This is a genomic window from Brevibacterium iodinum ATCC 49514 (genome assembly GCF_900169265.1).
Classification (GTDB): Bacteria; Actinomycetota; Actinomycetes; order Actinomycetales; family Brevibacteriaceae; genus Brevibacterium; species Brevibacterium iodinum.
Map to the genome: position 1 here is coordinate 14751 of NZ_FXYX01000025.1, position 24314 is coordinate 39064.

General features: G+C 65.3%; 24 protein-coding genes. 12 read left to right on the plus strand and 12 right to left on the minus strand.

The annotated features are described in order from the left end of the window. The first annotated feature begins 163 nt into the window (after nucleotides 1-163). The 6 genes from BI49514_RS13985 to BI49514_RS14010 are packed head-to-tail and all read left to right on the plus strand — an operon-like array spanning nucleotide 164 to nucleotide 7869. Complete coding sequence (locus tag BI49514_RS13985; RefSeq protein ID WP_101547094.1) at nucleotides 164-1870, plus strand: TIGR04028 family ABC transporter substrate-binding protein; 1707 nt, start codon at nucleotides 164-166, stop codon at nucleotides 1868-1870. Then, nucleotides 1867-2946 carry an ABC transporter permease gene (locus BI49514_RS13990; protein WP_101547095.1) on the plus strand — a complete coding sequence of 360 codons (1080 nt, stop codon included), beginning with the start codon at nucleotides 1867-1869 and terminating at the stop codon, nucleotides 2944-2946. The genes BI49514_RS13985 and BI49514_RS13990 overlap by 4 nt, the downstream gene beginning before the upstream one ends. Then, nucleotides 2943-3809 carry an ABC transporter permease gene (locus BI49514_RS13995; RefSeq protein WP_101547096.1) on the plus strand — a complete coding sequence of 289 codons (867 nt, stop codon included), beginning with the start codon at nucleotides 2943-2945 and terminating at the stop codon, nucleotides 3807-3809. Before BI49514_RS13990 ends, BI49514_RS13995 begins: the two co-directional genes overlap by 4 nt. Then, entirely contained in the window at nucleotides 3806-5488 is a 1683-nt protein-coding gene (locus BI49514_RS14000; protein ID WP_101547097.1) for a dipeptide ABC transporter ATP-binding protein, read from the plus strand. The genes BI49514_RS13995 and BI49514_RS14000 overlap by 4 nt, the downstream gene beginning before the upstream one ends. 10 nt (nucleotides 5489-5498) lie before the next feature. Beyond that, entirely contained in the window at nucleotides 5499-6524 is a 1026-nt protein-coding gene (locus BI49514_RS14005; protein ID WP_009883210.1) for a putative FMN-dependent luciferase-like monooxygenase, read from the plus strand. Between the two features lies 1 nt (nucleotide 6525). Further along, nucleotides 6526-7869, plus strand: a complete 1344-nt coding sequence (locus tag BI49514_RS14010; protein ID WP_101547098.1) for an alkylhydroperoxidase domain protein — start codon at nucleotides 6526-6528, stop codon at nucleotides 7867-7869. Between the two features lie 6 nt (nucleotides 7870-7875). Here BI49514_RS14010 and BI49514_RS14015 read toward each other — a convergent pair whose 3' ends face one another. Next, complete coding sequence (locus tag BI49514_RS14015; protein ID WP_009883212.1) at nucleotides 7876-8505, minus strand: SAM-dependent methyltransferase; 630 nt, start codon at nucleotides 8503-8505, stop codon at nucleotides 7876-7878. Then, the gene (locus BI49514_RS14020; protein WP_101547099.1) at nucleotides 8505-9470 is read right to left on the minus strand and encodes an NAD(P)/FAD-dependent oxidoreductase; all 966 of its coding nucleotides are present in this window, start codon (nucleotides 9468-9470) and stop codon (nucleotides 8505-8507) included. The genes BI49514_RS14015 and BI49514_RS14020 overlap by 1 nt, the downstream gene beginning before the upstream one ends. Before the next feature lie 113 nt (nucleotides 9471-9583). Here BI49514_RS14020 and BI49514_RS14025 point away from each other — a divergent pair, with 113 nt between their 5' ends. Further along, nucleotides 9584-10183, plus strand: coding sequence for a helix-turn-helix domain-containing protein (locus BI49514_RS14025; protein WP_101547100.1), 600 nt, complete (start codon nucleotides 9584-9586; stop codon nucleotides 10181-10183). A gap of 7 nt (nucleotides 10184-10190) precedes the next feature. Here BI49514_RS14025 and BI49514_RS14030 read toward each other — a convergent pair whose 3' ends face one another. The 7 genes from BI49514_RS14030 to BI49514_RS14060 form a co-directional block, all read right to left on the minus strand. Further along, a complete protein-coding gene (locus BI49514_RS14030) occupies nucleotides 10191-10610 on the minus strand; it encodes a DUF779 domain-containing protein (protein WP_009883215.1) in 420 nt (139 codons plus the stop codon). Next, the gene (gene exaC, locus BI49514_RS14035; RefSeq protein WP_101547101.1) at nucleotides 10610-12133 is read right to left on the minus strand and encodes an acetaldehyde dehydrogenase ExaC; all 1524 of its coding nucleotides are present in this window, start codon (nucleotides 12131-12133) and stop codon (nucleotides 10610-10612) included. The genes BI49514_RS14030 and exaC overlap by 1 nt, the downstream gene beginning before the upstream one ends. Nucleotides 12134-12304: 171 nt before the next feature. After that, nucleotides 12305-12763 carry an SRPBCC family protein gene (locus BI49514_RS14040; RefSeq protein WP_096160286.1) on the minus strand — a complete coding sequence of 153 codons (459 nt, stop codon included), beginning with the start codon at nucleotides 12761-12763 and terminating at the stop codon, nucleotides 12305-12307. Then, on the minus strand, nucleotides 12760-13371 hold the full coding sequence (locus BI49514_RS14045; RefSeq protein ID WP_101547102.1) for a M23 family metallopeptidase: 612 nt from the start codon (nucleotides 13369-13371) through the stop codon (nucleotides 12760-12762). Before BI49514_RS14045 ends, BI49514_RS14040 begins: the two co-directional genes overlap by 4 nt. A gap of 6 nt (nucleotides 13372-13377) precedes the next feature. After that, nucleotides 13378-13941 carry a GNAT family N-acetyltransferase gene (locus BI49514_RS14050; RefSeq protein WP_096158326.1) on the minus strand — a complete coding sequence of 188 codons (564 nt, stop codon included), beginning with the start codon at nucleotides 13939-13941 and terminating at the stop codon, nucleotides 13378-13380. After that, nucleotides 13938-14696, minus strand: a complete 759-nt coding sequence (gene aqpZ / locus BI49514_RS14055; RefSeq protein ID WP_101547103.1) for an aquaporin Z — start codon at nucleotides 14694-14696, stop codon at nucleotides 13938-13940. The genes BI49514_RS14050 and aqpZ overlap by 4 nt, the downstream gene beginning before the upstream one ends. 120 nt (nucleotides 14697-14816) lie before the next feature. Further along, nucleotides 14817-15287, minus strand: coding sequence for a GNAT family N-acetyltransferase (locus BI49514_RS14060; protein ID WP_101547104.1), 471 nt, complete (start codon nucleotides 15285-15287; stop codon nucleotides 14817-14819). A 77-nt stretch (nucleotides 15288-15364) separates the two neighbouring features. Between BI49514_RS14060 and BI49514_RS14065 the strand changes: the two genes are divergently transcribed. Next, nucleotides 15365-15589 (plus strand): hypothetical protein, encoded by a 225-nt coding sequence (locus BI49514_RS14065; RefSeq protein WP_009883223.1) that lies wholly within the window; start codon nucleotides 15365-15367, stop codon nucleotides 15587-15589. 2 nt (nucleotides 15590-15591) lie between these two features. On the opposite strand, the gene BI49514_RS14070 is transcribed toward BI49514_RS14065, so the two are convergent. Further along, a complete protein-coding gene (locus BI49514_RS14070; RefSeq protein ID WP_101547105.1) occupies nucleotides 15592-16662 on the minus strand; it encodes an AI-2E family transporter in 1071 nt (356 codons plus the stop codon). Between the two features lie 94 nt (nucleotides 16663-16756). Between BI49514_RS14070 and BI49514_RS14075 the strand changes: the two genes are divergently transcribed. Both BI49514_RS14075 and BI49514_RS14080 read left to right on the plus strand, forming a co-directional pair. Continuing rightward, complete coding sequence (locus tag BI49514_RS14075) at nucleotides 16757-19363, plus strand: M3 family metallopeptidase (protein WP_101547106.1); 2607 nt, start codon at nucleotides 16757-16759, stop codon at nucleotides 19361-19363. Continuing rightward, entirely contained in the window at nucleotides 19344-20108 is a 765-nt protein-coding gene (locus BI49514_RS14080) for a queuosine precursor transporter (RefSeq protein WP_244195016.1), read from the plus strand. The genes BI49514_RS14075 and BI49514_RS14080 overlap by 20 nt, the downstream gene beginning before the upstream one ends. Nucleotides 20109-20303: 195 nt before the next feature. Here BI49514_RS14080 and tgt read toward each other — a convergent pair whose 3' ends face one another. After that, nucleotides 20304-21560, minus strand: a complete 1257-nt coding sequence (gene tgt, locus BI49514_RS14085; protein WP_208634967.1) for a tRNA guanosine(34) transglycosylase Tgt — start codon at nucleotides 21558-21560, stop codon at nucleotides 20304-20306. A 21-nt stretch (nucleotides 21561-21581) separates the two neighbouring features. Here tgt and mmuM point away from each other — a divergent pair, with 21 nt between their 5' ends. Further along, on the plus strand, nucleotides 21582-22520 hold the full coding sequence (gene mmuM / locus BI49514_RS14090) for a homocysteine S-methyltransferase (RefSeq protein ID WP_101547107.1): 939 nt from the start codon (nucleotides 21582-21584) through the stop codon (nucleotides 22518-22520). A 32-nt stretch (nucleotides 22521-22552) separates the two neighbouring features. Here the strand turns inward: mmuM and BI49514_RS14095 are convergent, their stop codons facing one another. Further along, nucleotides 22553-23560: an isopenicillin N synthase family dioxygenase gene (locus tag BI49514_RS14095; protein ID WP_101547121.1), complete on the minus strand. Its 1008-nt coding sequence runs from the start codon at nucleotides 23558-23560 to the stop codon at nucleotides 22553-22555. 146 nt (nucleotides 23561-23706) lie between these two features. On the opposite strand from BI49514_RS14095, the gene BI49514_RS14100 reads away from it, so the two are divergent. Next, nucleotides 23707-24312: a flavin reductase family protein gene (locus BI49514_RS14100; RefSeq protein ID WP_244195015.1), complete on the plus strand. Its 606-nt coding sequence runs from the start codon at nucleotides 23707-23709 to the stop codon at nucleotides 24310-24312. Nucleotides 24313-24314 lie beyond the last annotated feature (2 nt).

Sequence of the window (24314 nt, forward strand, 5' to 3'; positions counted from 1 at the left end):
GCGATTGCACGGATGCGCTTAACTCAATGCATGCACATCCACTTCGGGCTCCATGCCGGACACCGCCTCTGTCTGCCGTCAGCGGCACCTGCGATGTCCGCATATTGTTGAACTATCACTTAGCTCTCTCTGTTCCATCCCACTTGCCCGAAGGACCTCTTCCATGCCGGACCGTCTCTCCGCCTCCGCGAGTCTGACCGACCGCCGCCTCGACCGCCGCTCGATACTGAGCCTCGGTCTCGGTTTCGGCACTCTGCTCACCCTCACCGCCTGCACTCCCCACGACTCCGGTTCCTTGGCCGAGGGCGAACCCGTCCGCGGCGGAGTGCTCACCTACTTCGAACCCCAGACCTGGACCCTGCTCTACCCGCCGTCGGTCGGCTTCTACCCGAACGGCGGAATCATGAACAACATCTCGGCACGCCTGCTGTGGCAGGATCCCGAGACCCTCGAGCTCCATCCGTGGCTGGCCACCGACCTGCCGGAGACCGACGCCGAGGCCACGACCTACACCTTCACCATCCGCAAGGGCGTGACCTACTCGGACGGTTCACCGCTGACACCGGAGAATGTGGCGAAGAACTTCGACCTCTTCGGCCGCGGCGACGAATCACGCACACTGCCGGTGTCCGAACAGATCTCGAACTACGAACGCAGCGAAGTCCTCGACGGGAATCGGGTCCGGTTCCACTTCTCGGCACCCTCCCCCGGTTTCGCCCAGGCGACCTCGACGATGAACGCAGGGCTGCTCGCCGATTCCACTCTCGACCTCGACGCCGAAGGCTTCGGCCCTGGCGGAGCCACGCAGATCCACACCTGCGGGCCCTTCCACATCACTGCCGAGACCATCGGCACAAAGCTCTCCGTCCGTGCCCGCGAAGACTACGACTGGGCGCCCCCGCACCTGAAGCATCAGGGCCGGGCCCACCTCGACGGCATCGACTACCTGACGAACAACGAATACTCCGTGCGCATCGGGGCCGTGCTCTCCGGACAGGCAGACGGCGTTCGCGACGTCCAGGCCCCCGATGAGTCCCGCGTGACCGAACAGGGCCTACGCCTCTATGCGAAGGCGACGAACGGAATCAACAACAGCATCAACTTCCGGTTCCGCCACCACCTGCTTGCCGATATCGACGTCCGGCGAGCGCTCATCGCCGCCATCGACCGGCAGGAGATCGTCGACAAGCTCTTCACCCCGAACTACCCGCTGGCCACCGGCCTGCTGGCCAAGGGCGCCATGGGCTACACCGACCAGTCCGGATCATGGGACTTCGACCCGGACAAGGCGAACCGCCTCCTCGACCAGGCCGGCTGGAGCGAGCGCAACGGGCAGGGCTACCGCGTCAAGGACGGAACTCCGCTGGCGCTGACGGTGAATATCGCACTGCCGCAGCCGCGGTCGAACGAGGTCCAGACCCTCATCCAGCAGCAGCTGCGCCGCGTGGGGGTGCGCCTGTCGATCAACCCCGGGGACCAGTCGAAGCAGACGCTCGACGCTCTCGAACTCGACACCGTGCAGATCTACCACTCGATGGTCGCCCGCGCCGACTTCGACAATCTGCGCTCGAACTACTCCTCGGTCAATCGCGACGTCTTCCTCAACGGAGTCGACCGCGCGGACGCCGACGACGATTCGGTCGACCCGAAGATCGACGAACTCCTCGAAACGCTGGCGTCCGAACCCAACGAGAAGAAGCGCCAGAAGGCCGCCGAGGCGGTCCAGAACTACCTCGTCGACCAGGCCTATGTGCTGCCGTTCTTCGAAGAACCGCAGGTCTTCGCCTTCCGCCGCCGCGTCCACGGCTTCACCACCGAACCCGTGGGACGCCCCGACTTCTACAGCACCTGGCTGGCAGGAGAGAAATGATCCTCGACACCCGCTACCTCATCCTGCGCCTGGGCCAAGCCGTCCTCGTGCTGCTGCTCGCGTTCACAGCGGCGTTCATCCTGCTCAGCCTCATCCCGGGCGACGGCGTCACCGCCCGCTTCGCCGATCCCGCCCTGGGCCTGTCCCCCGACCAGATCGCTGAGATCCGGGAGTCCACCGGTGCCGACGAATCCTGGTTCGGCAAGTACCTCACCAGCCTCACCGGGTTCCTCACAGGCGACTTCGGCTATTCCGTGCAGACGGGTGCGGCCGTTTCGACGATCATCGCGGCGGCTCTGCCGTCGACCGCGGTGCTCGCGGCCTCCGGGTTCGTCACTGCCCTCGTCCTCGCGGTCGTCATCGCCGTTTTCGCGACCTTCGGCCCGGCCACCGGCCCGACGGCCCGCGTCCGCCGGGTCCTCGACTCGGTGCCCAGTCTCTTCATCTCCATCCCGGTGTTCTGGCTCGGAATCCTGCTCATCCAGGTCTTCTCCTTCCAGCTCGGTCTCGTGTCCGTCGTCGACCCCGGCCCCGCCGAGGCGCTCGTGCTGCCGACTCTGACCGTGGCGGTTCCGCTGTCGGCACCGATCGCCCAAGTGCTCATCCGTTCCATCACCGAGGTGCAGGCCTCCGGGTTCGTCAAGGTCACCACCGCGAAGGGCGCCTCCGAACTGTGGATCCTCGTCCATACCGTCGCCCGCAATGCGGTGCTGCCGGGTCTGACGATCATCGGCCTCGTATTCGGCGAACTCGTCGCCGGCGCTGTCGTCACCGAGACCGTGTTCGGACGCAACGGCATCGGACTCATCACCGCCCAAGCGGTCACCCACCGGGACAATCCGATCCTGCTGGCCGTCGTGGTTATCGCCACTTTCGGCTACGTCATCATCAACCTCGCAGTCGACCTCCTCTACCCCGTCATCGACGTCCGACTGCGCACGAAACGCAGCTCCGCCTCGGCGGGCAGGCCACTGCGCAGCCACGACGAACCCTCACGTCGCGCCCTGACGGCGACCGCGGCCAGCGTCGGCGTCGACCTCGACTGGGACGACGAGGCGAAGGAGAAGGACTCATGAGCATCGTCTTCACACGCGGCCAAGGCACCGGCACCGACACCCGCCGAGTTCGCGGCGGCCGGGCACGCGCCGCGATCACCCCGGCCACCATCGCCTCCGGGCTGGTGCTGCTCATCGCCATCGCCTGGGCGCTGTTCCCCGGTCTCTTCACCCACTTCGATCCCAACGACGGCGGAGACACCCCTGCCCTTCTGGCCCCGAGCCTCGAGCATTGGTTCGGCACCGACCAGACCGGCCGCGATGCCTTCACCCGCGTCGTCTACGGCGCGTCACAGTCATTGCTCGCAGCACTCGTGGCTGTCGGTGTCGGACTCATCGTGGGCACGGCCATCGGGCTCATCGCCGGCACCCGCCGCGGCTGGGTCGACGATGTGCTCATGCGCTTGATCGACGTGCTGCTCTCGATCCCGGCGATCCTGCTCAGCCTCTCGATCGTCGTCGTCTTGGGCTTCGGCACCATCAACGCGGCCATCGCCGTCGGCGTCACGGCCATCGCCCAGTTCGCACGACTGTCGAGGTCAGAGGCGGTGCGCATCAACACCAGCGACTTCGTGGCCGCGGCCTACGGTTCGGGCGGCACCTTCTTCTCCGTCCTCGTCCGCCATATCCTGCCCAACTCGATCTCGCCCGTGCTGTCCCTGGCCGTCCTCCAGATCGGATCCGCGATCCTCCAGATCTCGACGCTGGGCTTCCTGGGCTACGGGACTCCCCCGCCGACACCGGAATGGGGCCTCATCATCGCCGAGGGCCGCAACTTCGTCGCCACCGCATGGTGGCTGACCGTGCTGCCCGGCTTCGTCGTCATGGCCATCGTCCTGGCCACCCACCAAATCGGCAACACCCTGAGAAAGGTGACATCATGACCGAGTCCGCACCCCTGCTGTCCGTGCAGGATCTCAGTGTCGCCTACTTCCAGTCCTCGGCCCCGGCCGTCGACGGCGTGACCTTCGCCGTGCGCGCCGGGTCGATGACCGCGGTCGTCGGCGAGTCCGGGTCCGGCAAGTCCACGACCGCGAATGCTGCCATCGGCCTCCTCCCGGAGTCCGCGCAGATCACGACCGGGCACATCCACTTAGGTGAGGTCGATCTCGGTGGCTTGGGAACCAGCGGCTGGCGTGGGATCCGCGGCAGTCAGATCGGCTACGTCCCCCAGGACCCCGGCAGTTCACTCAATCCGCTGCAGACCATCGGCAAATCCGTCGCCGAGGCGCTGCGGATCCACAAGCGCGCCGATCGGAAGTCTGCCCGTGCCCAGGTCATCGAACTGCTGACCAGAGTCGGCATCGATCGGCCGCAGATGCGCGCCGATCAGTTCCCGCATGAGCTCTCCGGGGGAATGCGCCAGCGAGTCCTCATCGCCTCCGCGATCGCACTGCGCCCACGACTGCTCATCGCCGACGAGCCGACCTCGGCCCTCGACGTGACCGTGCAGAAGCAGGTCCTCGATCTCCTCGATGAGCTGCGCGCAGAGACCGAGATGGGCGTCCTCTTCATCACCCACGACCTCGCCGTCGCCGGTGAACGCGCCGATGAGGTCGTCGTCATGCAGTCCGGACGCGTCGTCGAGGCCGGACCGGCGGCTCAGATCTTCTCCCGGCCTGCCACCGACTACACCTCGCGGCTGCTTGCCGACGCCCCGGCGCTGAAGACGAAGTCCCACCGACAGGCCACAACCACCGCCGCACTCGCCGAGGCGCAGGCCCCCTTCGTCTCGGTCGAGGGCCTGACTCAGGTCTATGCCCGCAACGATGATCAGGTCATCGGCATCGACGACGTGTCACTGCACGTCGAACGCGGCACCACCCACGGCATCGTGGGCGAATCCGGTTCAGGGAAGACGACGACGGGCAAGGCCCTGGCCGGGTTCCTCACCCCACAGTCCGGTCGCATCCGCGTCGGCAATTTCGACACCGATGACTCTTTGCGCGGTCGTGCGGAGCGGGCCCGCCTGCGCGACTTCCGCCGCACGGTCCAGCTCGTGCACCAGAACCCGTACTCGGCACTGGATCCCAAGCACACCATCGGCCAGATACTCACCGAACCGCTGCGCAACTTCCGCATCGGTTCCCGGAATTCGCGACCGACCCTCGTCGCCGAGGCCCTGGAGAGGGTTGCCCTGCCTACCGAGTTCGGCGAGCGTCGACCGGCCGAGCTCTCCGGCGGTCAGCTGCAGCGGGTGGCGATCGCGCGGGCCCTCATCGCCGGCCCCGAGCTCGTCGTCTTCGATGAGGCCGTCTCGGCCCTCGACGTGACCGTGCAGGCCCAGATTCTGACCCTCCTCGACGATCTCCAATCTGACCTGGGACTGACCTATGTCTTCATCTCCCACGATCTCGCTGTCGTGCGACAGATCGCTGATACCGTGTCGGTGATGTCGCAGGGACGACTGGTGGAGAACGGACCGACGGAGGACCTCTTCGCTCGCCCGCAGACTCAGTACACGCGCACCCTCCTCGATGCGATCCCCCGCCCCGTGATGCTCCACGGCAACGGAGACAGCGCCGCTTCGACACCCACATTGCTCACCGCAGCAGAAAGTTGAGACTGACACGATGACGAACAGTTCCACCGGTCCCCGGCTCGGATTCTTCACCCGCCTGCTCGAGGACGCCCCGGCAGCTCAGCGCTACCGGTTCGCACTCGAACAGATCCAGGCGGCCGAGGCCCACGGCTTCGACTCCGCGTGGGTGGCCCAGCACCACTTCTCTGCGACCGAGGGCGGCCTGCCCTCCCCACTCGTGTTCCTCGCCCATGCGGCAGCCCAGACCTCGCGGATCCGCTTGGGCACGGCGATCATCACCCTGCCCATGGAGAACGGCGTGCGTGTGGCCGAAGACGCTGCGGTCACCGACGTGCTCTCCGGGGGACGCCTGGAGATCGGGCTCGGTTCGGGCGGAAACCCGAAGTCCTTCCCCGCCTTCGGCACCAGCTTCGATCAACGACGTGAGGTCTTCGCCGACAACCTCGCGGCACTGAAGACTCTGCTGGCAGGTCAGTCCCTGGAGACCGGGCATGCGCTCTATCCGGAACCGACCCGGCTCTCCGAGCGCCTCTGGCAGGCCACCTTCTCCTCCGGCGGATCCGGAGCTGCCGGTGCCGCCGGTGATGGCCTCATGCTCTCGCGCACCCAACCCCGCTCCCAGGACAAGCCCGAAGCAACCCTCGACGAGGTGCAGCTGCCGGTCATCGACACCTACCTGGCGAACCTTCCCTCCGGTGTGGAGCCCCGAATCCTGGCATCGCGCACGGCCGTCGTCGCCGATGCCGCAGCGCTGCCCGAACTCCGCGCCCGGACCGAACCGGCGCTGCGGGCCGAGGCAGATCGCCTCGTCGGCTATGACACCTCGGGGCTGAGCCTGGACGAGCTGCTCATCGCCACCGACACCTACCTCGGCACCCCCGAGCAGGTCATCGAACGCCTGGCGACAGACCGTGTGCTGAACCGGGCCACCGACGTCAGCTTCCAGGTACACTCGGTGCCGGCGACGAATGAGACGACGCTGCGGTCCATCGAACTCCTGGCCACCGAGGTGGCCCCGGCCCTGGGACTGACGCTCACGACGGAACAGGCGGCCTGACATGACCGACATCATCAACACCCTCGCCGGAATCGCCGCACAGGACCCCCTCGACAAGCTGCGCGATCACCGTGCACAGGCCAAGGACAACGCCCAGCTCAGCTTCGAAGCGCTGCTCGAACCAGCTGAGACCGGTGGGTTCTCCCACCGTGACCGCTATGCCGTCGCCGCATTCACGGCCGGCCTCCTCGGCGCGCCCGCGGCCGAGGAGTTCTACCGTGACCTCCTCCGTGACGAAGACGAGGTCGCCTCCTGGGAGATCGCCGAACTCCTCGATGAGGTGCTGCTCGAACTCGACTCCCGTTCGACCGTGCGCGGCCCCTACGGAACCTTCGAATCGGCTGCCCTGGCGGCCGAGAACGTCCCGGGACCCTGGCTGAGTGTGGAGAAGAAGTCGAGCGAGGTGCTGGGCGCACAGCTGGCCGCCGGCCTCGAATTCGCCCATCTCCTAGTTCTGCATCCCCGCGACTCACGTCCCGAACACATGGCGCTGCTCCTCGACGCCGGCTGGGACGAAGACTCGATCGTCACGCTCGCGCAGCTCGTGTCATTCCTCAACTTCCAGATCCGCATCAGCACCGGACTCACTGCCCTGGTCCACGCACCGGCGACGACCCTGCCCCCGGTCTCGGACGAACCGCCCGAAGCGGGCGACGGTGACGGCGAGGCCACCTCTGCGAGGGACTCTGCCGCTTCGTCGAACGGCAGCGAGGCTCTGGCCCGGGTCGGCGAGCGCGTCAGCACCTATCCCGGGCTCACCCGTCCGGAGCTGTTCCAGCAGTCCGGGCTGGGCTGGGTGCCCTGGATCTCCCCCGTCGCCGAGGCGGACCTGACCGATGTCCAGCGCGAGGCACTCATCGAGGCGGGGCGGGCGAAGAACCCCTACTTCCGGCTCCTGGCCAGGGATCCGGCGGCCCTGCGGGCACGAACACTGACCGACCTCGACATCTTCTTCAACACCACCGACGGGCTCGGCCGGGCCGAACGTGAGCTGGCCGCGACCGTGGCCTCACGTCTCAACGGGTGCCTGTTCTGCGCCTCGATCCACTCGGACCGGGCCACGGAGGAGTCGGGTCGCCGGGACCTGGTGCAGACGCTGCTCGACACGGGTGTGGAAACGCCGTCGAACCTCGGCGATGCTGTCTGGGACGCTGTCGTCGACGCTTCCGCGGCTCTCACGCTGACCCCGCAGGCGTTCGGTCCTGCGCATGTCAATGCACTGCGCGAGGCCGGCCTCGACGATGGCGACATCATCGACGTACTCAACTGCGCAGCCTTCTTCAACTGGGCCAACCGCCTCATGCTCTCCCTCGGCGAACCCGAGGTGCTCGCACCCGGAAAGTGACGCGGCTCAGCGGCTGCGCACTGCCCTCACCACGACGTCGTCGATGGTGATTGTGCGGCCACCGGGTCCTGCCATGGTGCGCTGGGATTCCTCGGCGGTGACGACGGTCCAGACGACTCGATCGAGACGCTCAGTGATCGAGTCGGCAGTCGCTGAGGCTACTGCCGGCGGGTGAGAATCGCCGTGAGAGTCGCCATGGCCGTGGTGGAGGTGGCCGACGATGAGGAGTGTTCCCCCGGGTGCCACCCAATCCGCGATGCGCCCGTAGAAGTCCAGCTGAGGCATTGCCGGATGCGCGTAGTGGGTGGTGACCAGGTCGTACTGCGTCTCCGGCGCCCAGCTGGAGAGATCGGCCTGGATCCAGCGCACCCGGTCACTGACTCCGGCGACCGCAGCGCGGTCCTTCGCGTGGTCAAGTGCTGCATTCGCAACGTCGGCTCCGGTGACATCCCAGCCCTGAGCTGCCAGCCAGATGGCCTCTGCTCCGGCACCGCAGCCGGCGTCGAGTGCGGTTCCGGATTCGAGTCCGCTGACCTCCTTGATCAGGTGGGGGTTCGGATCGCCTGAGCTCATCGCTGGGGCGCGTTCACCGGTCCAGGTCTGATCCCAGTAGGTCTTGTCGAATGAGTGTGTCATCAGCTTGCCTCCTGTGCCTGCTCGGTCTCGTGCTGCGCCACTGCGCGATCGAGGTCGGTGAAGATGAGGTCGGTGTTGATGTGCTGTGCGGCGAGCGCACCGGCCGCTGCCGCACCACTGACCTGCGCTCCGATGTCGGTAGCATTGCCGGCCACCCAGACGCCGGGGACCGCGGTCTGCCCGAAGGCTTCGGTTTCGATGAAAGCCCCAGCAGGACGGGCCGTGGGCTCGAGCCCGATCCCTGCGAAGAGTTCGGTGCGGGCAACCATCGGCGTAGCGACGACTGCAGCATCCACGGCAATGACCTGTCCATCACCCAGACGCACACCCGTGAGCGTGTCATCGGTGATCTCCAGGCTGTCGATGTCCCCGTCGATGACTGGGATGTCGAGCGCGCGAAGTTTGACCTGATCTTCCTCGCTCAGCTGTTGGTCTCCGGAGAAGAGCATCACATGAGGGCTCCACTGCTTGAACAGAAAGGCCTTGTGGATGGCCATCGGACTGGTGGCGAGGATGCCGATGTGACTGTCGCGGACCTCCCATCCGTGGCAGTAGGGGCAGTGAAGGACGCCACGACCCCACTGTTCGCGCACGCCCGGGATCTCGGGCAGTTCGTCGACGAGGCCGGTCGCCATGAGCAGCCGTCTGCCGACGATCTCTTCGCCGTTGTCCACGGTGATTGTGAACCTGTCGACTTCGCCGCTGATTTCGGTGACCTGGCCGTCGATGATCTCGCCGCCGTAGCTCTGCACTTCGTCTCGGCCTCGGGTCAACAGCTCTGCGGGGCTGATGCCTTCGAGTCCGAGGAGCCCATGGACCCCGTCGGCCGGAGCATTGCGCGGGTGGCCGGCATCGATGACTGTCACCCTCCGGCGTGCGCGGGCCAGGGTCAGGCCAGCGCTGAGTCCGGCCGCACCGGCTCCGACGATCACGACGTCTCGAATCGCGCTCTGCTTCTCTGCCATGTCCTGGTCCTCTCAAAGTATGTGGAGTCGCCGCTGCGGCGCTCCGATACTTCGATGGTGACAACCCATTCGCAGTATTGCAAACAGTTTTGCCGAATGGCAAAATAAGGGGCATGGATGAACTCATGGACCGCACTCTCGATGCTGTTGGGCCACGGCTGAAGCAGCTACGGCAGCGCCGCGACATCACTCTCACCGATCTGTCCGAAGAGACCGGCATCTCGATCAGCACGCTCTCGCGCCTTGAGGCCGGGCACCGCCGTCCCAGTCTCGAACAGCTCCTGCCCTTGGCGCGAGCGTTCGGGGCCACTCTCGACGAACTCGTCGACGCGCCCCCGACCGGGGATCCGCGCATCAATCTGCGGCCCCTGCCCACTCGCGACGGCCGGACGATCCTGCCGCTGACGTGTCGGGCAGGGGGCATCCAGGCCTATAAATTCGTGCTGCCGACAGGCTCGGATGAGGCCACGCCAGAGCTGCGCAGCCATGAGGGCTACGACTGGGTCTTCGTCCTCATCGGCAGCCTTCGCCTCGTCCTCGGCGAGCACGATCTCATCATGGAACCCGGCGAGGCAGCCGAGTTCGACACCCGCACCCCGCACTGGTTCGGCGCCACCAGTGCAGGGCCCGTCGAGTTCCTCAGCCTCGTCGGCAAGCAGGGCGAGAGAGCCCACGTCCGTGCGGCACCGAAGCGCCACCTCGGCGAGGGTTAGCGGTATCTCAGCCGACGTCCATGAGGGTGGACCGGATGATGAAGCGGTTGCCTGTCGGTGACTCGACGCTGAAGCCGCTGCCTCGTCCGGGGACCACATCGATCGTGAGGTGGGTGTGCTTCCAGTACTCGAACTGCTCGACCGACATCCAGAAGTCGAGGCCCGCCTTCTCTGCGTCATCGACGGGCAGTTCGAAGTGGCCGAGGAGAACGTCGGCCTCCGAGGTCAGGAAGTCGCCTTCGGGGAAGCACATCGGCGAGGACCCGTCGCAGCAGCCACCCGATTGGTGGAACATCAGTTGGCCGTGTTTGGCGACCAGATCGCCGAGGAGGTCGACGGCGGCCTGTGTCATGGCCACTCTCGATTTCTCCTCCCCGTCGATGGTCGGTGCTGATTCCAGCGCCGCGGTCTGTGTAGATTCACTCATCAGAAAAATCCTTGTGCGTTCTCCGAGTAGCTGACCAGCAGGTTCTTCGTCTGCTGGTAGTGGTCGAGCATCATCAGGTGGTTCTCTCGGCCGATTCCCGATGACTTGTATCTGCCGAAGGCAGCGTGTGCCGGATAGGCGTGGTAGTTGTTGACCCAGACGCGACCGGCCTGGATGTCTCGGCCTGCCCGGTAGGCGGTGTTGCCGGTCCGGGCCCAGACGCCGGCGCCGAGTCCGTAGAGCGTGTCATTGGCCGTGGTGATGGCGTCGTCGTAGTCCTTGAACGAGGTCAGGGCGACGACGGGGCCGAAGATCTCCTCCTGGAAGATCCGCATATTGTTCGAGCCCTTGAAGATGGTCGGCTGGACGTAGAAGCCTCCTGAGAGGTCGCCCTCGAGTTCGGCCTTGTCACCGCCGATGAGCACCTCGGCGCCTTCGTCCTTGCCGATCTTCAGGTAGGACATGATCTTCTCGTACTGATCGTTCGAGGCTTGCGCGCCGACCTGGGTGTCGGTGTCGAGCGGGTTGCCCTGCTTGATCGCGCGGACACGTTCGACTCCGGCGGCGACGAAGTCATCGAAGATCGACTCCTGGACGAGTGCACGCGACGGGCAGGTGCAGACCTCGCCCTGATTGAGAGCGAACATTGCGAAGCCCTCGAGTGCCTTGTCGCGGTAGCTGTCATCAGCGGCGAGCACGTCTTCGAAGAAGATGTTCGGGGACTTACCGCCGAGTTCCAGAGTCACCGGGATGATGTTCTGCGAGGCGTACTGCATGATGAGTCGGCCGGTCGTCGTCTCACCGGTGAAGGCGATCTTCTTGATCCGTTTGTTCGAGGCCAGGGGCTTGCCCGCCTCGACTCCGAAGCCGTTGACGATGTTGAGCACACCGGCTGGCAGCAGATCGCCGACGAGTTCGGCGAGGATGAGGATCGATGCCGGGGTCTGCTCGGCGGGTTTGAGGACGACGCAGTTGCCTGCCGCCAGTGCCGGTGCCAGCTTCCACGTGGCCATGAGGATGGGGAAGTTCCACGGGATGATCTGTCCGACGACGCCGAGTGGCTCGTGGAAGTGATAGGCGACCGTATCGTCGTCGATCTGGGAGAGTCCGCCTTGCTGAGCCCGGATCGCCGAGGCGAAATAGCGGAAGTGGTCGATGGCCAGTGGAATGTCGGCGGCCAGTGGTTCGCGGATGCCTTTGCCGTTGTCCCAGGTCTCGGCGACCGCGATCATCTCGAGGTTGGCTTCAATGCGATCAGCGATCTTGAGCAGGATGTTCGAGCGCTCGGTCACCGAGGTCTTTCCCCAGGCCGGTGCTGCTGCCCAGGCCGCGTCGAGGGCGGTTTCGATGTCTTCGGCGGTGGAGCTGGGAATCTCTGTGAAGGCCTGACCTGTGACGGGAGTGATGTTGTCGAAGTAGTTGCCGTTCTTCGGCGGCACCCACTCTCCTCCGATGTAGTTCTCGTAGCGTGGCTTGAACGTGACGAGGGAACCTTCGGTACCGGGTGCTGAGTAGACTGCCATGACACTCCTTCGTGTGAGTCCATCCGCTCGCCTCGCACGCACTGTTTCGCGTGCTGCGCATGTTCGTGGTCGACTGCGCGAAGCGGATGTGTCCGTATCCTCTCACCATAGGTCTCAGAGTGCGAGGGGACAATAGGTGTCATGGGTTCGCCGCAGTGCTCGACCGAAAGTTCAGCGGCTGTTGAGAACGTTTCGCCGAAGGAGTTCCAGGCTGAAGTCCCAGCCGTCAGAGAAGAAGTCGCGTGCCTCGCCTCGGCGGTCGACGGGAATGTCGGCGAAGGTGTGCGTGATACTCACCTTCGTGTCCCTGCCATGAGGCTCCAGAACGATTTCAATTCGGTCGGTTGGGCCGAAGCGTCCGTTCGTCCGCCGTCGGATCACGAGGTGGCGCAGCTCGTCGACGGCAGTGATCTCACCGGTGAGCACGTAATCATAGGAGTCATCGTTGTAGCGCTCTTCGTAGTGGCTGCCGGCTCGTGGTTCGAAATCGATCTGCACCGTCGGAGGTGGACACCACCATCGGCTCAGGCGAGCCGGGTCAGCCAGGTGCTCCCACACCTCGGCGATCGCCGCTTTGATCACCAGCGATCTAGCGAAGCCCCATACTGGTTCCGCTCGCTCAGTACTCATACCGTAACGATTCCCCCGTTGGAAGGCATCGTGCCGTTGAAGGTTATGGGTACAGCAGCAGCGTGCTCAATGTCGACACTGTCGATCGCTTGGACATGCACATGCGGTTCGGTGCTGTTGCCGGAGTTTCCGCGCAGCCCGATTTCTTCGCCGATCTCGACATGCTGCCCGATGCGCACTCGAGTGCTGCGGCGTTGAAGGTGGCACAACACGACCACTCCACCATCGCACCTGATCATGACGTGGTTGCCGGCGAGCGCAAGCCAACCTGCCTCGGCACGACGTCTCTGAGTCAGCGCGTATCCGATCGACGACATCCCGCGGTACGAGAGATGATCACGCTCGGTGTCATGAAAAGCCACGACAGTTCCAGCGACCGGAGAGAGCACCGAACGGCCGAAGCCGACGAAATTCTCCGGAGGTTCCGGGCGCAGCAAAGAGCCGAACGTGAATGGAGCCGAGCGTCCGGAGTCATCGACCGGCACGAAGTCGATTGCGTATGAGGTCGCGAAGAGCCTCGTGCCGTGGCTCGGCACCCGATTGGCAGGACTGTTCTGGACCAGCCATCGGCCGGTGAAGGGGTAGTTCATATCAAGCACGTCGGCCATCGTCCGTCACCTCGCGGAGTGCCCAGGCCGCACCGAAGCAAACAGGATCATGTCCCGACGCTCACCGCCGACCTTGCGATGCCTGCCCTGGAGGCCCTCCTCACGAACATACCCGGCGCGTTCGGCGGTGCGAATCGATCCGTCATTCCAGGGTTCGATGAAGAGTTCAACGCGGTGCAGACCCGGAACCGTCCATGCGAACTCGGTCAGGGCCGCGAGCGCCTCGGCTGCATAGCCGCGCCCACGCTCGGAGGGTGCAACCGCATAACCAGCACTCGCTCGCCCCTCGTCGAGATCCTTCAGCCAGAGACCACAATGGCCGATTGCGACATCATCTGACCGGCGCGCAATGGTGAACGAGAATCCTGCCCCTTCAGCATGCCGTTTCTGCTGTCGCCCCACCCAAGCCAAGGCCTCCCGCACAGTGGCGTCTCCCGGCAGTGAACCCGTCTGCGGCACATAGGGATCGGTCGACAGCGACTGCGCCATCGCTGCGTCTCGCGCCTCCACCGCCCGCAGCAGAACCTGCCCATGAGCCGGAGACTCCGCGGGCCAGGGTGGCAGCGTCATCCGCCTTCGGTGATGGGGACTTCTGCGGCCTTGGGGAAGAGAAGGTTGTAGGTGAGTCCGGCGACGGCAGCACCGGCGAGCGGGGCGAGGAAGAACGCCCACACCTGGCCGAGTGCATCTCCACCGGCGAACACCGCAACCCCGAAGGAGCGGGCCGGGTTGACGGAGGTGTTGGACACCGGGATGGCGACGAGGTGGATGAGCGTGAGTGAGAGACCGATCGCCAGAGGGGCCATTCCGACCGGGGACCTGTCATCGGTCGCCCCGAGGATCACGTAGAGGAAGATGGCGGTGAGGACGAACTCGGCGATGAGCACGCTGAGCAAGGAGAATCCGTTCGGGGAGAATTCTCCATAGCCGTTCGTCGCCAGCCCATCCTTCGCTAGCGAATAGTCCGGGTTGCCCGAGGCGATGAGGAGCACGACTCCACCGGCGACGATGCCGGCGACCAACTGCGTGATCCAGTAGGGCACGGCGTCTTTCACTGGGGTCCTGCCCGCAAGCACGCAGCCCAGTGTCACTGCTGGATTGAAGTGTCCGCCGGAGACATGTCCGACGGCGTAGGCCATGACGACGACGGTGAGGCCGAAGGCCAGTGCGACACCGAGGAACCCGATGCCCATGTTGAGGCCGTCATCACCGACGACCTTCGCGGCGAATACGGCCGCGCCGCAACCGCCGAAGACGAGGACGAAGGTGCCGAGGAATTCGGCGAAGATCTTTGAGACTAGTGTGGGTTTCTGCTGGAGAGCCATGACGAATCATCCGATCTGTGATGTGTGTCAAATACCATGTCGATTCCCATACTACAGTCACGTCTTAGCAGATGAACCCAAGCTGTGCTGTCGTTTCCTCCCAGTGGGTACGACGAGGCTTCAGACCAGCGGCATGACCATGATCAGGCAGGGCGTCTGCTCATCCCAGAGGTCGGTCTCCTCGAGCGGGAGAAATCCCATCTTCTGATAGAAGTGTCGAGTCCGGTCGTAGTTGGGATCGGGGCTCGAGGCTCCCAGGGTCTTGACCTGCAACAGTGCCGCTCCCCGTGCCCTCACATCACTTGCGACCGCACGCATCATCGCCGTGCCGACTCCCGTTCCATGCACGGATCTGTCGACGACCGTGAAATGCACCTCGGCGGAGTGGTCGAAATGCCACGACACCAAGGTGACGCCGACGACCTTTCCGGCATCGTCTCGCACCGTCCACGTCTCCATGGTCCGTGCATCATCGACGTACTCAGCGTTGGATTCCGGTCTGCCGAACCACTCGGGGACGGTCAGCAGAAGACGGTCCACATCCTCGGGCACCTGGTCATCTCGGACTGCACTCCATCGTGTCTGTGTCATCCCACCCATCCTAACGACCGTCCGGAACGGTCACAGCCACCTCGGCGCTGGTCGACGGTCTTGGTACGCTGACGAACATGAGTGAAGTCGACAGCCCGGTCCTGCGCCTGATCCCGTTTCTCGCGGCCATCACGGTGACGATCTTCGCCACTTTGGCTGTCACCAGCGGCGATGAGAGCAACCTGCTCATCACACTGGTCACGGCGGCAATCTCCTATTTCGGCACCTACTACATCGCCCGGCTGCTCATCGGCCTCATCGTCCGGGTCACTCGGAGCGAGGGCCACGACGACCAGGACTAGCCCTATCTCTTGTCCTGGGCGGGCACGACGACCTTGCGGATGATGATCATTCCCGAGGCGGCCACGGGCACCGCGACCACGGCGCCGAGCACCCCACCCAGGGTGCCGCCGGCGATGGCGGCGATGATGACGAGCGCACCGGGCACATCCACAGCGGCCTTCATGATGCGGGGGCTGAGGAGGTAGGCCTCCACCTGCATGTACACGAGGTAGTAGATGGCCGCCGCGATTCCCAGACCGGGCGAGACCATCAGACAGGACGCGGTGATGATGATCGCGCCGGTGATCGGTCCCACCAGGGGAATGAGCGAGGCGAGGAACGCCACGAACGCCAACAGCGCCGGCAGCGGGGCACCGATGATGGTGAGGAAGATCGCCGAGCACACACCGTTGACGACTCCCAAGGACACCTGGCCGAGGACGTAGCGTCCGATGGACCGGGTGACCTCCTCGGTGACGGATTCGACCGTCGGCCGCGATGAGGCCGCCACCAGCGAGAACATTGCGGATTTGATCGTCGGCATCGACACGGCGAAGTAGATGGTGAGGATGACGACGATGATCACACCGGTGAGGAAGCTCAAGATCCCCGCCCCGATGGACACGACGCCGCCGCCGAGGGAGAGCACATTCTTCGGATCCGAAGCCCAGTCCGAGATGTTGGCGAACACCGCATCGATGTCGATCGCTCCGGTGAACTGCTCCTCGAGCTCCGTGACCCACCCGGTCGTGGCAAGGTTCGCCACGATTCCGGGCAGATCCGCGATGAACGTCTGGATCTGACTGATCACGGCCGGAGCGATGAGCAGCGCAACACCGACGACGATGAGGATGAAGGCCACGACGACGATGAGCACCGACAGCGACCGCGGCACCCTGCGATCGACGAGCCACTGCACGATCGGTTCGAGCCCGAGGGCGAGGAACAGCGCCAGACCGATGTAGATGATCACTGTCGCCACGGACTGCAGCGCCGTCATCACCAGGATCGCCAGCCCCACGCCCAAGGCTCCGGTGAAACCGAGCCGGAACGCGCTGTTGAGTGTGAGGGACTTGCCCTGCCCAGTGCCCATGGAACCCAGTGTAACCAGCGATCATGCACTGGTCGGTCGACTCACGTTAGGATCGGAGCGAACCCTCAACCGCTAAGAAAGTGAATCGTCGAGCATGAACGCAGATCCGAACGGCATCGATGTCTGGGAAGCGTTCCTCGACCCGCAGACCGACTATTCGCTGCCCGACTTCGCCGCGGTCACCGCAGAGACGCTGCTGACCGCGGTTCACACGGCCACCGATTTCGCCCGCGCCGAGGTGGCTGCCATCGTCGCCGACGACGCCGAGTCCACGTTCTTCTCCACCACGGTGAGATTCGAATCCGCGTCCGTGCCGATGACCCGCATCGCCTCCGTCGCCGCAGCCATCGAATCGAATCATCTGCGCCCCGAACTCACCGACGCCCTCGCCGAAGTATGGGAGCTCCTGTCGGCCGCCCAGACCGAGATCCTGCTCAACGTCGACCTCTTCCACCGCATCGAACAGGTCTCGGTCGCCGACCTCAACCCCGAGGACAAACGTCAGCAGGAACTGACCATCGATCTCTTCGTGCGAGCCGGGGCCCGCCTCGGCGAGGAGGAACGGACGCAGATGGCCACGATCGCGGCCGAGCTGACCACTTTGGAGAACTCCTTCTCCCGCGCGCTGCAGCTCGATACGCGCGAGCTGGCCGTCCACCTCAGCGAGGCCGATTCCCTGGCCGGGATGAACGACGATCAGATTGCGGCCGCGGCGAATCGCGCCGCCGAGCGCGGCGTCGACGGCTACCTGCTGCCGCTGAACAACTTCACCCAGCAGCTCGTGCTCGAATCCCTCGACACCGCCCAGACCCGCCGGCATGTGCTGAATAATTCGATTGCCCGCGGATCCCGCGGCGGCGACGGCGACACCCGCACCCAGGTCGCCGACACCACGGCGCTGCGGGCCCTGCAGGCGAATCTGCTCGGGTATCCCTCGTTCTCCTCCTACGCCGTCGACAACCAGACCGCCGGCAATCCGGACGCCGCTGCAGACATCGTGTCCTCCCTGATCAACCCCGCCAAGGCTCAGCTCGACGAGGAGCTCGGCCTGGTCCGGGACCGCTACGGACTCGACGACGTCGCGCCCGAGGACGTGAAGTACTACCTCGCGAAGTACCGGGCCGACGAATTCGGCATCGACTCAGACGAGGTGGCCAAGTACTTCGAGTTCGACACCGTGCTCACCGAGGGTGTCTTCCGCGCGGCCACCGGACTCTACGGCGTCACCTTCGCCCCCTATGACGGCGTCACCGCCTGGCATGAGGACGTGTGCGCCTATGAGGTCACCGACGTCACCGAACGCCCCCTGGGCCTCGTCCTCATCGACCCCTACGCCCGGGACACGAAACGCGGCGGAGCCTGGATGGACCAGTTGATCCCCGCCTCACGCCTGACCGGCTTGCAGCCGGTCGTCACCCTCTCGCTCAATCTCGCCAAGCCCGGTCACGGACGGCCCACCCTGCTCAACCCGACCGAGCTTACGACCCTGTTCCACGAGTTCGGACACGTGCTCCACGGACTGTTCGCGAACTCGACGTACCCGTCGACGGCGGGCACAGCGGTCCCCCGCGACTACGTCGAATTCCCCTCGCAGCTCAACGAGATGTGGCGCTTCCACCCGCAGGTCCTCCCCCACTTCGCCAAACACGTCGACACGGGTGAGCCGATGCCGGCCCAACTCGTCGACGCCCTCATCGCCAGCGAGAAGTTCGGGCAGGGCTTCGACACCATCGAATACCTCGCCGCCGCGATGCTCGACCTGTCGTGGCATTCGCTCGAGGCCGGTGAGCACATCACCGATGTGCTGTCCTTCGAATCCGAGGTGCTCGCCGCCGCCGGCTTCTCGCCACTCGTCCCGCCGCGTTACCGGTCGACCTACTTCGGGCACATCTTCGCCTCCGGCTATGCCGCCGGCTACTACTCCTACCTCTACTCCGAGGTCATCGCCGCCTGGGTGAGCGAATGGTTCGAATCCCAGGGCGGCCTCAACCGGGAGGCCGGAGACGCCTTCCGCGAGGCGATCCTCGCCCCCGGCTATTCGGTCGATCCGATGTCGGCGATCGAACGCTTCTTCGGCACCCGACCGGATGTCGCCCCGCTGCTGCGTCGTCGCGGCCTCGCGGAGCCGGTGACCGAGGAGGACGCGGCTGACTCCGTCGATGACGAACAGTCCACAGTCGATGCGGCCCCGACGGCCGCCTCGGCGAACGACGAGGCACCGAAGCAGCACGCCAACCATGCGAAGGTCGAAGCACAGCTGCGGGAGCACGGAATCGACCCGGAGGTCCGCGTGTTCGCCGAGGCAACCCCGACCGCAGCCGCAGCGGCGGAGAAGATCGGCGTCGACCTCGGTGCCATCGCCAACAGCCTCATCTTCTCCTCCGGCGGCGACCCCGTGCTCATCATGACTTCGGGAGCCCACCGCGTCGACACCGACTATGTCGCAGACCAGCTGGGCATCGACTCCCTCGACCGAGCCGACAAGGAGCTCGTCCGCGAGGCCACCGGCCAGGTCATCGGCGGAGTCGCCCCGTGCGGGCACCCGGCGCCGATCCCCACCTATGTCGATGTCACCCTGGCCGAGCACCCGGTGCTGTGGGCCGCGGCAGGCACCCCGAACTCGATGATGCCGCTGACCTACGAGCAGCTGCTGACGATCACGAACGGCAAGGAGATCACCGTTGCCCGCGACGACACCTGAGAGCGAGTCCGGACGGTCTGAGAGCGAGTCTGGACAGCCGGATCGCATCAGCGATTCGGCGCCCTCGAACACTTCAACCCGGCTGGCGGCCTTCGCCTCCTCGCGCGGTCGCTGCTATGCGGTCTTCCTCGCCGTGTTCTGCGCGGTGCTCATCATCTCGAACATCTCGGCAACGAAGGTCATCGGCTTCGGACCCATCGTCACCGACGGCGGAGCGTTCCTCTTCCCCATCGCCTACATCCTCGGCGATGTGATCAGTGAGGTCTACGGGTTCAAAGCCGCGCGCAAGGCCGTGATCACCGGGTTCGGACTGCAGATTCTCGCGACCTTCGTCTTCTGGCTGGTGCTCATCTCCCCGCCGGGACCAGGTTATGAGAACCAGGACGCCTTCGCCGCGGTCCTCGGGTTCTATCCGCGCATCGTCGCGGCTTCCCTCGTCGGATACTTCGTCGGCCAGCTGCTCAACTCTTGGGTGCTCGTGGCCGTGAAGAAGCGGATGGGCGAGTCGAAGCTGTGGGTGCGTCTGCTCACGTCGACCGGTGTCGGCGAGTTCGTCGACACGCTGCTGTTCTGCATCATCGCGTTCGCCGGTGTCATCCCGGGTCTCGACTTCCTCAACTACATCATCGTCGGCTTCGTCTACAAAGTCGCCGTCGAGATCATCTTCCTGCCCGTGACCTACCGGGTCATCAAGCTCGTCAAGCGCCACGAACCCAGCTACGAACTCGACGAGGCCCGGGCTTAGGCCGACCGTACGCAATGTGGCCGGCCTTGTACGAGAGGGGGCCGACGGCAAGTGTCATCGAGTTCTGTCCCTGGATGCATCGACTTCTGATCAGGTCATCGGGATTGAACTCGATGCGCTGATCAGAAGTCGATGACTCACCTGCGGCAGAAGCGCGTGGGGCCGGGGCGATCGCAGCGACTGCCGAAAGCGCGCCTACTTCTTCGCGTAGTACCGGCCGAGGACCTCGGTTTCGAGCTCGTCGAAGCGTCCGTCGACAATCGACTGACGGATTTCGGCGACAAGTGAGACGACGAAATGCTCGTTGTGGATGGTGCACAGGGTGGAGAAGAGCATCTCCTTCGCCTTGTACAGGTGCCGCAGGTACGCCCGTGAGTAGTTCTGGCACGTGTAGCACGTGCAGTCGGGATCGAGCGGGCCGAAATCGCGGCGGTACTTCGCGCCGGTGAGGTTGTACCGGCCGTCGCGGGTGTAGATCGCGGCATTGCGGGCCACGCGGGAGGGCGAGACGCAGTCGAAGGTGTCCGCGCCGGTCTTGATCGCTTCGAACAGGTCGTCGGGTTCGGAGATGCCGAGCAGGTGCCGCGGCTTGTTCTCCGGCAGCTCCTCGCACACCCAGCGGATGATGATGCCGAGGTTCTCCTTCTCCAGTGCACCGCCGATGCCGAAGCCGTCGAAGTCCATCGCGCCCAGGTCGCGGGCGGCCTTGCGCCGCAGATCCTCGTACTGCGCGCCCTGCAGCACCCCGAAGAGGGCCTGGTAGGGCCGGTGCGACCGCTCCACGGTGAGACGGAAGTGCTCGTCGATGCAGCGGAGCGCCCACAGTCGGGTCCGCTCAACCGATTCCTCCTGGTAGCCGCGGGTGTTCACCAGCGTGGTCAGCTCATCGAAGGCGAACATGATGTCGGCACCGAGTTCGTGCTGCACCCGCATCGAGATCTCCGGGGTGAACCGGTGCATCGATCCGTCGAGGTGGGACTTGAACGTGACCCCATCATCGTCGACGTTCGACAGCCGTTCCTTGCCGACGGCGACGAGTTCGTCGTTCTGCTCCCCCGTCGACTCCATCGAGATCACCTTCTTGAACCCCGAGCCGAGACTCATCACCTGGAATCCGCCGGAGTCGGTGAAGGTGGGTCCGGACCAGTTCATGAACTTCCCCAGCCCGCCGGCCTCGTCGATGAGGTCCGATCCCGGCTGCAGGTAGAGGTGGTAGGCGTTCGAGAGCACCGCCTGACCGCCGAGTTCGGCGACCTCGTCGGGGCGCACCGCCTTGACCGTGGCCTTCGTGCCGACCGGAATGAACGCCGGGGTCTGGATGTCCCCGTGCGGGGTGTGGATGACTCCGGTGCGTCCGCCCGTGTCCATGCGGGTGCCCACCTCGAAGCCGAACTGCGATCGGTCGTTGATGGGAGCGGTCTCGGATGCTGCCGGAGTTTCGTCTGTAGTCACCAGACAAGCTTAACTAAGTCCATGACGTTCACCCAGATGCTCACCCACGCCGAGGCGGCCGCCCCCATCGTCATCGACGGCGGGCTGGGCAGTGCCGCCGAGGATCGCGGCATCGACCTCGACCATGCAATGTGGTCGGCCGAGCTCATCCGCCGTGGTCCGGACACTCTGCTCGCGGTGCACACCGCCTTCGCGAACGCCGGAGCCCGGATACTCACGACCGCGAGCTACCAGGCGACGCCGCTCGGGTTCGCCGAGGCGGGAATCAGCGCCGATGAGGGCAGCCGGATCATCGGCGACAGCGTGCGAATCGCGCGGGCTGCGGCAGATCACAGTGCCGCACCAGGCACAAGAATCCTCGTCGCCGGGTCCGTTGGCCCGTATGGTGCGGCGCTCGGCGACGGCAGCGAGTACACGGGAAGCTATCACCGGAGTCCTGAGGATTACACCGCCTTCCATCGTCCGCGCATCGAAGCCCTCGCCGAGGCGGGCGCGGACCTGCTCGCCTTCGAAACCCAACCGCGCCTCGATGAGATCCGCGCACTCATCGCTCTGGCCGAGGAGACCGGCCTCCCGGCTTGGGTGACAGTGACTCTACAGGGCACCACGGACATGACCGCCCCCACCATGCCGGACGGCAGCACCCTGGCGGACCTCGCCGAGGCGGTGGCCGCCTCGGCGAGCGTGCGGGCGGTCGGGGTCAACTGCGTTCGCCCGTCCTTCGTGACTCCGGCACTGAGAGAACTGTCCGCGCACTCCGAGCTGCCGCTCATCGCCTACCCGAATTCGGGCGAGACCTACGACGCGACCGCCATGCAATGGCGCGAAGACGGCACAGAGGCCGGTATCGGATCGTGGCCGCTGAAGTCGTGGGCCCGCCTCGGTGCCCGCCTCATCGGCGGCTGTTGCCGGGTGCGTGCGACAGATATTGCGAGGCTGGCGGAGCAGACTGAGCGCTGATCGCCCAGCCCTGACCGATTTGGCCAGAGAGCTCAGGGCGTGGTGCTCACGTGCTCCGGGTAGAACTTCTCGGCGACGTTCGGGTGGGAGCGGACGCGGGACATGAACGCGTTCTCTCCGTAGACCGAGTACAGCGCGTCGAGTTCGTCGACGGAGACTCCGCGAGCCTGCTCGGCGAATTCGGCGGGCAACTCGACCGGCGGCAGCTGTGAGCTGAGCGCAGGGTTGAAGAAGAACGGAATCGAGATCCGATCCTCGCCGGGCTTCGTCGGCAGCACCCGATGGACGGTGGCCTTGAGGTAGCCGTCGGTGGCGACTTCGAGGAGTTTGCCGATGTTGACGACGAAGGAGTTGGGAATCGGGTCGGCGTCGATCCAGCCGTCGTCGGTGAGCACCTGCAGACCCGTCGTTCCTGGCTGCGGGTAGAGCAGGGTGAGGGTGCCGCCGTCGCGGTGTTCGCCGACGCCCTGGGTGACGGTGTCGTCCTCGGCCGCGGGGTAGCGGACGATCTTGATGAAGGATTCGGGATCGGTGGCGAACGCCTCGGCGAAGTGGTCGGCGCTCTGGCCGAGGCTGAGTGCCCACTCGCTGAGCAGTCGGTTGCCGACCTCGCTCAGCCGGGCGTGCCACGAGTCGGTGACCTCCCGCAGTTCGGGCAGTGCCTTCGGGTACTGGTTGGGTCCGGTGAGGTGGTCGTAGTCGTGGACGGGTTCGGCCACGGGTGCGCGTTCGGGTCCGATGTCGATCTGTTCGCGCCAGTCGACCTTGCCGCGGGTGCGTTCCCCGCCGGTGCGGGTGTAGCCGCGGAAGTGGGGCGAGTTCGTGTTCTCGATCGCGAGCTTGTCGGCCTCGGGCAGGGCGAAGAACCGCTGAGCGGTGTCGATGATGCGGGAGAATTCGGCGTCGGGGAGGCCGTGGCCGGTGAGGTAGAAGAAGCCGATCTCGTGGGTGACACGACGCAGCTCGGCGCGGAAGTCGGCCGCGGTCGCAGGGTCATCGGCGAGGCTGAGGTCGAGGACGGGCAGCTGGGTAAGAGTCATGCCATCACGGTAGACCGCGCCAGGAAGCCAGTGTGTGAGCGGTGTCACGGAGCGCCACACTCCGTCATCATCTTGTCACGGACGAATCCAGACAGAGACCGTCCCGCACAGTGCGCTCTCCCCGAACACCTGCTTGAATAGGTCGGGTGACCCACTTCTATCGCCCGTCCGAGGGCCACCGCCTGCCGCACGACCCCTTCAACGCCATCGTCGCGCCGCGTCCCATCGGCTGGATCGGCACCCTCGATGCCGACGGACGTCGCAACCTCGCGCCCTACTCGTTCTTCAATGCGCTGAACTACTCTCCACCGCTCGTAGGCTTCTCCAGTAACGCGTGGAAGGACACCGTCGCCAACTGCCGGGAGACTGGGGAGTTCACGTGGAATCTCGTCACTCGGCCCCTCGCCGAGGCGATGAACGCCTCGTCGACCACCGCTGAGGTCGACGAGTTCTCCGCCGCAGAAGTCGAGGCGGCCGAGTCCGTGGAGATCTCTGCGCCACGCGTGGCAGCCTCACCGGCGACCTTCGAATGCCGAGTCACCCAGATCATCGATCTCCGCACCTCGGACGGCGAAGGCTCGGGTTCGTGGTTCACCGTGGGCGAAGTGGTGGGTGTCCATCTCGACGAATCCCTGCTCGACAACGGGATCGTCGACACAGTCGCGGCCGAACCGGTGCTGCGCGGCGGAGGACCGACCGCATACTTCGGGATCAGCTCGGATCAGCGTTTCGACATGCATCGACCGGGCTGAGT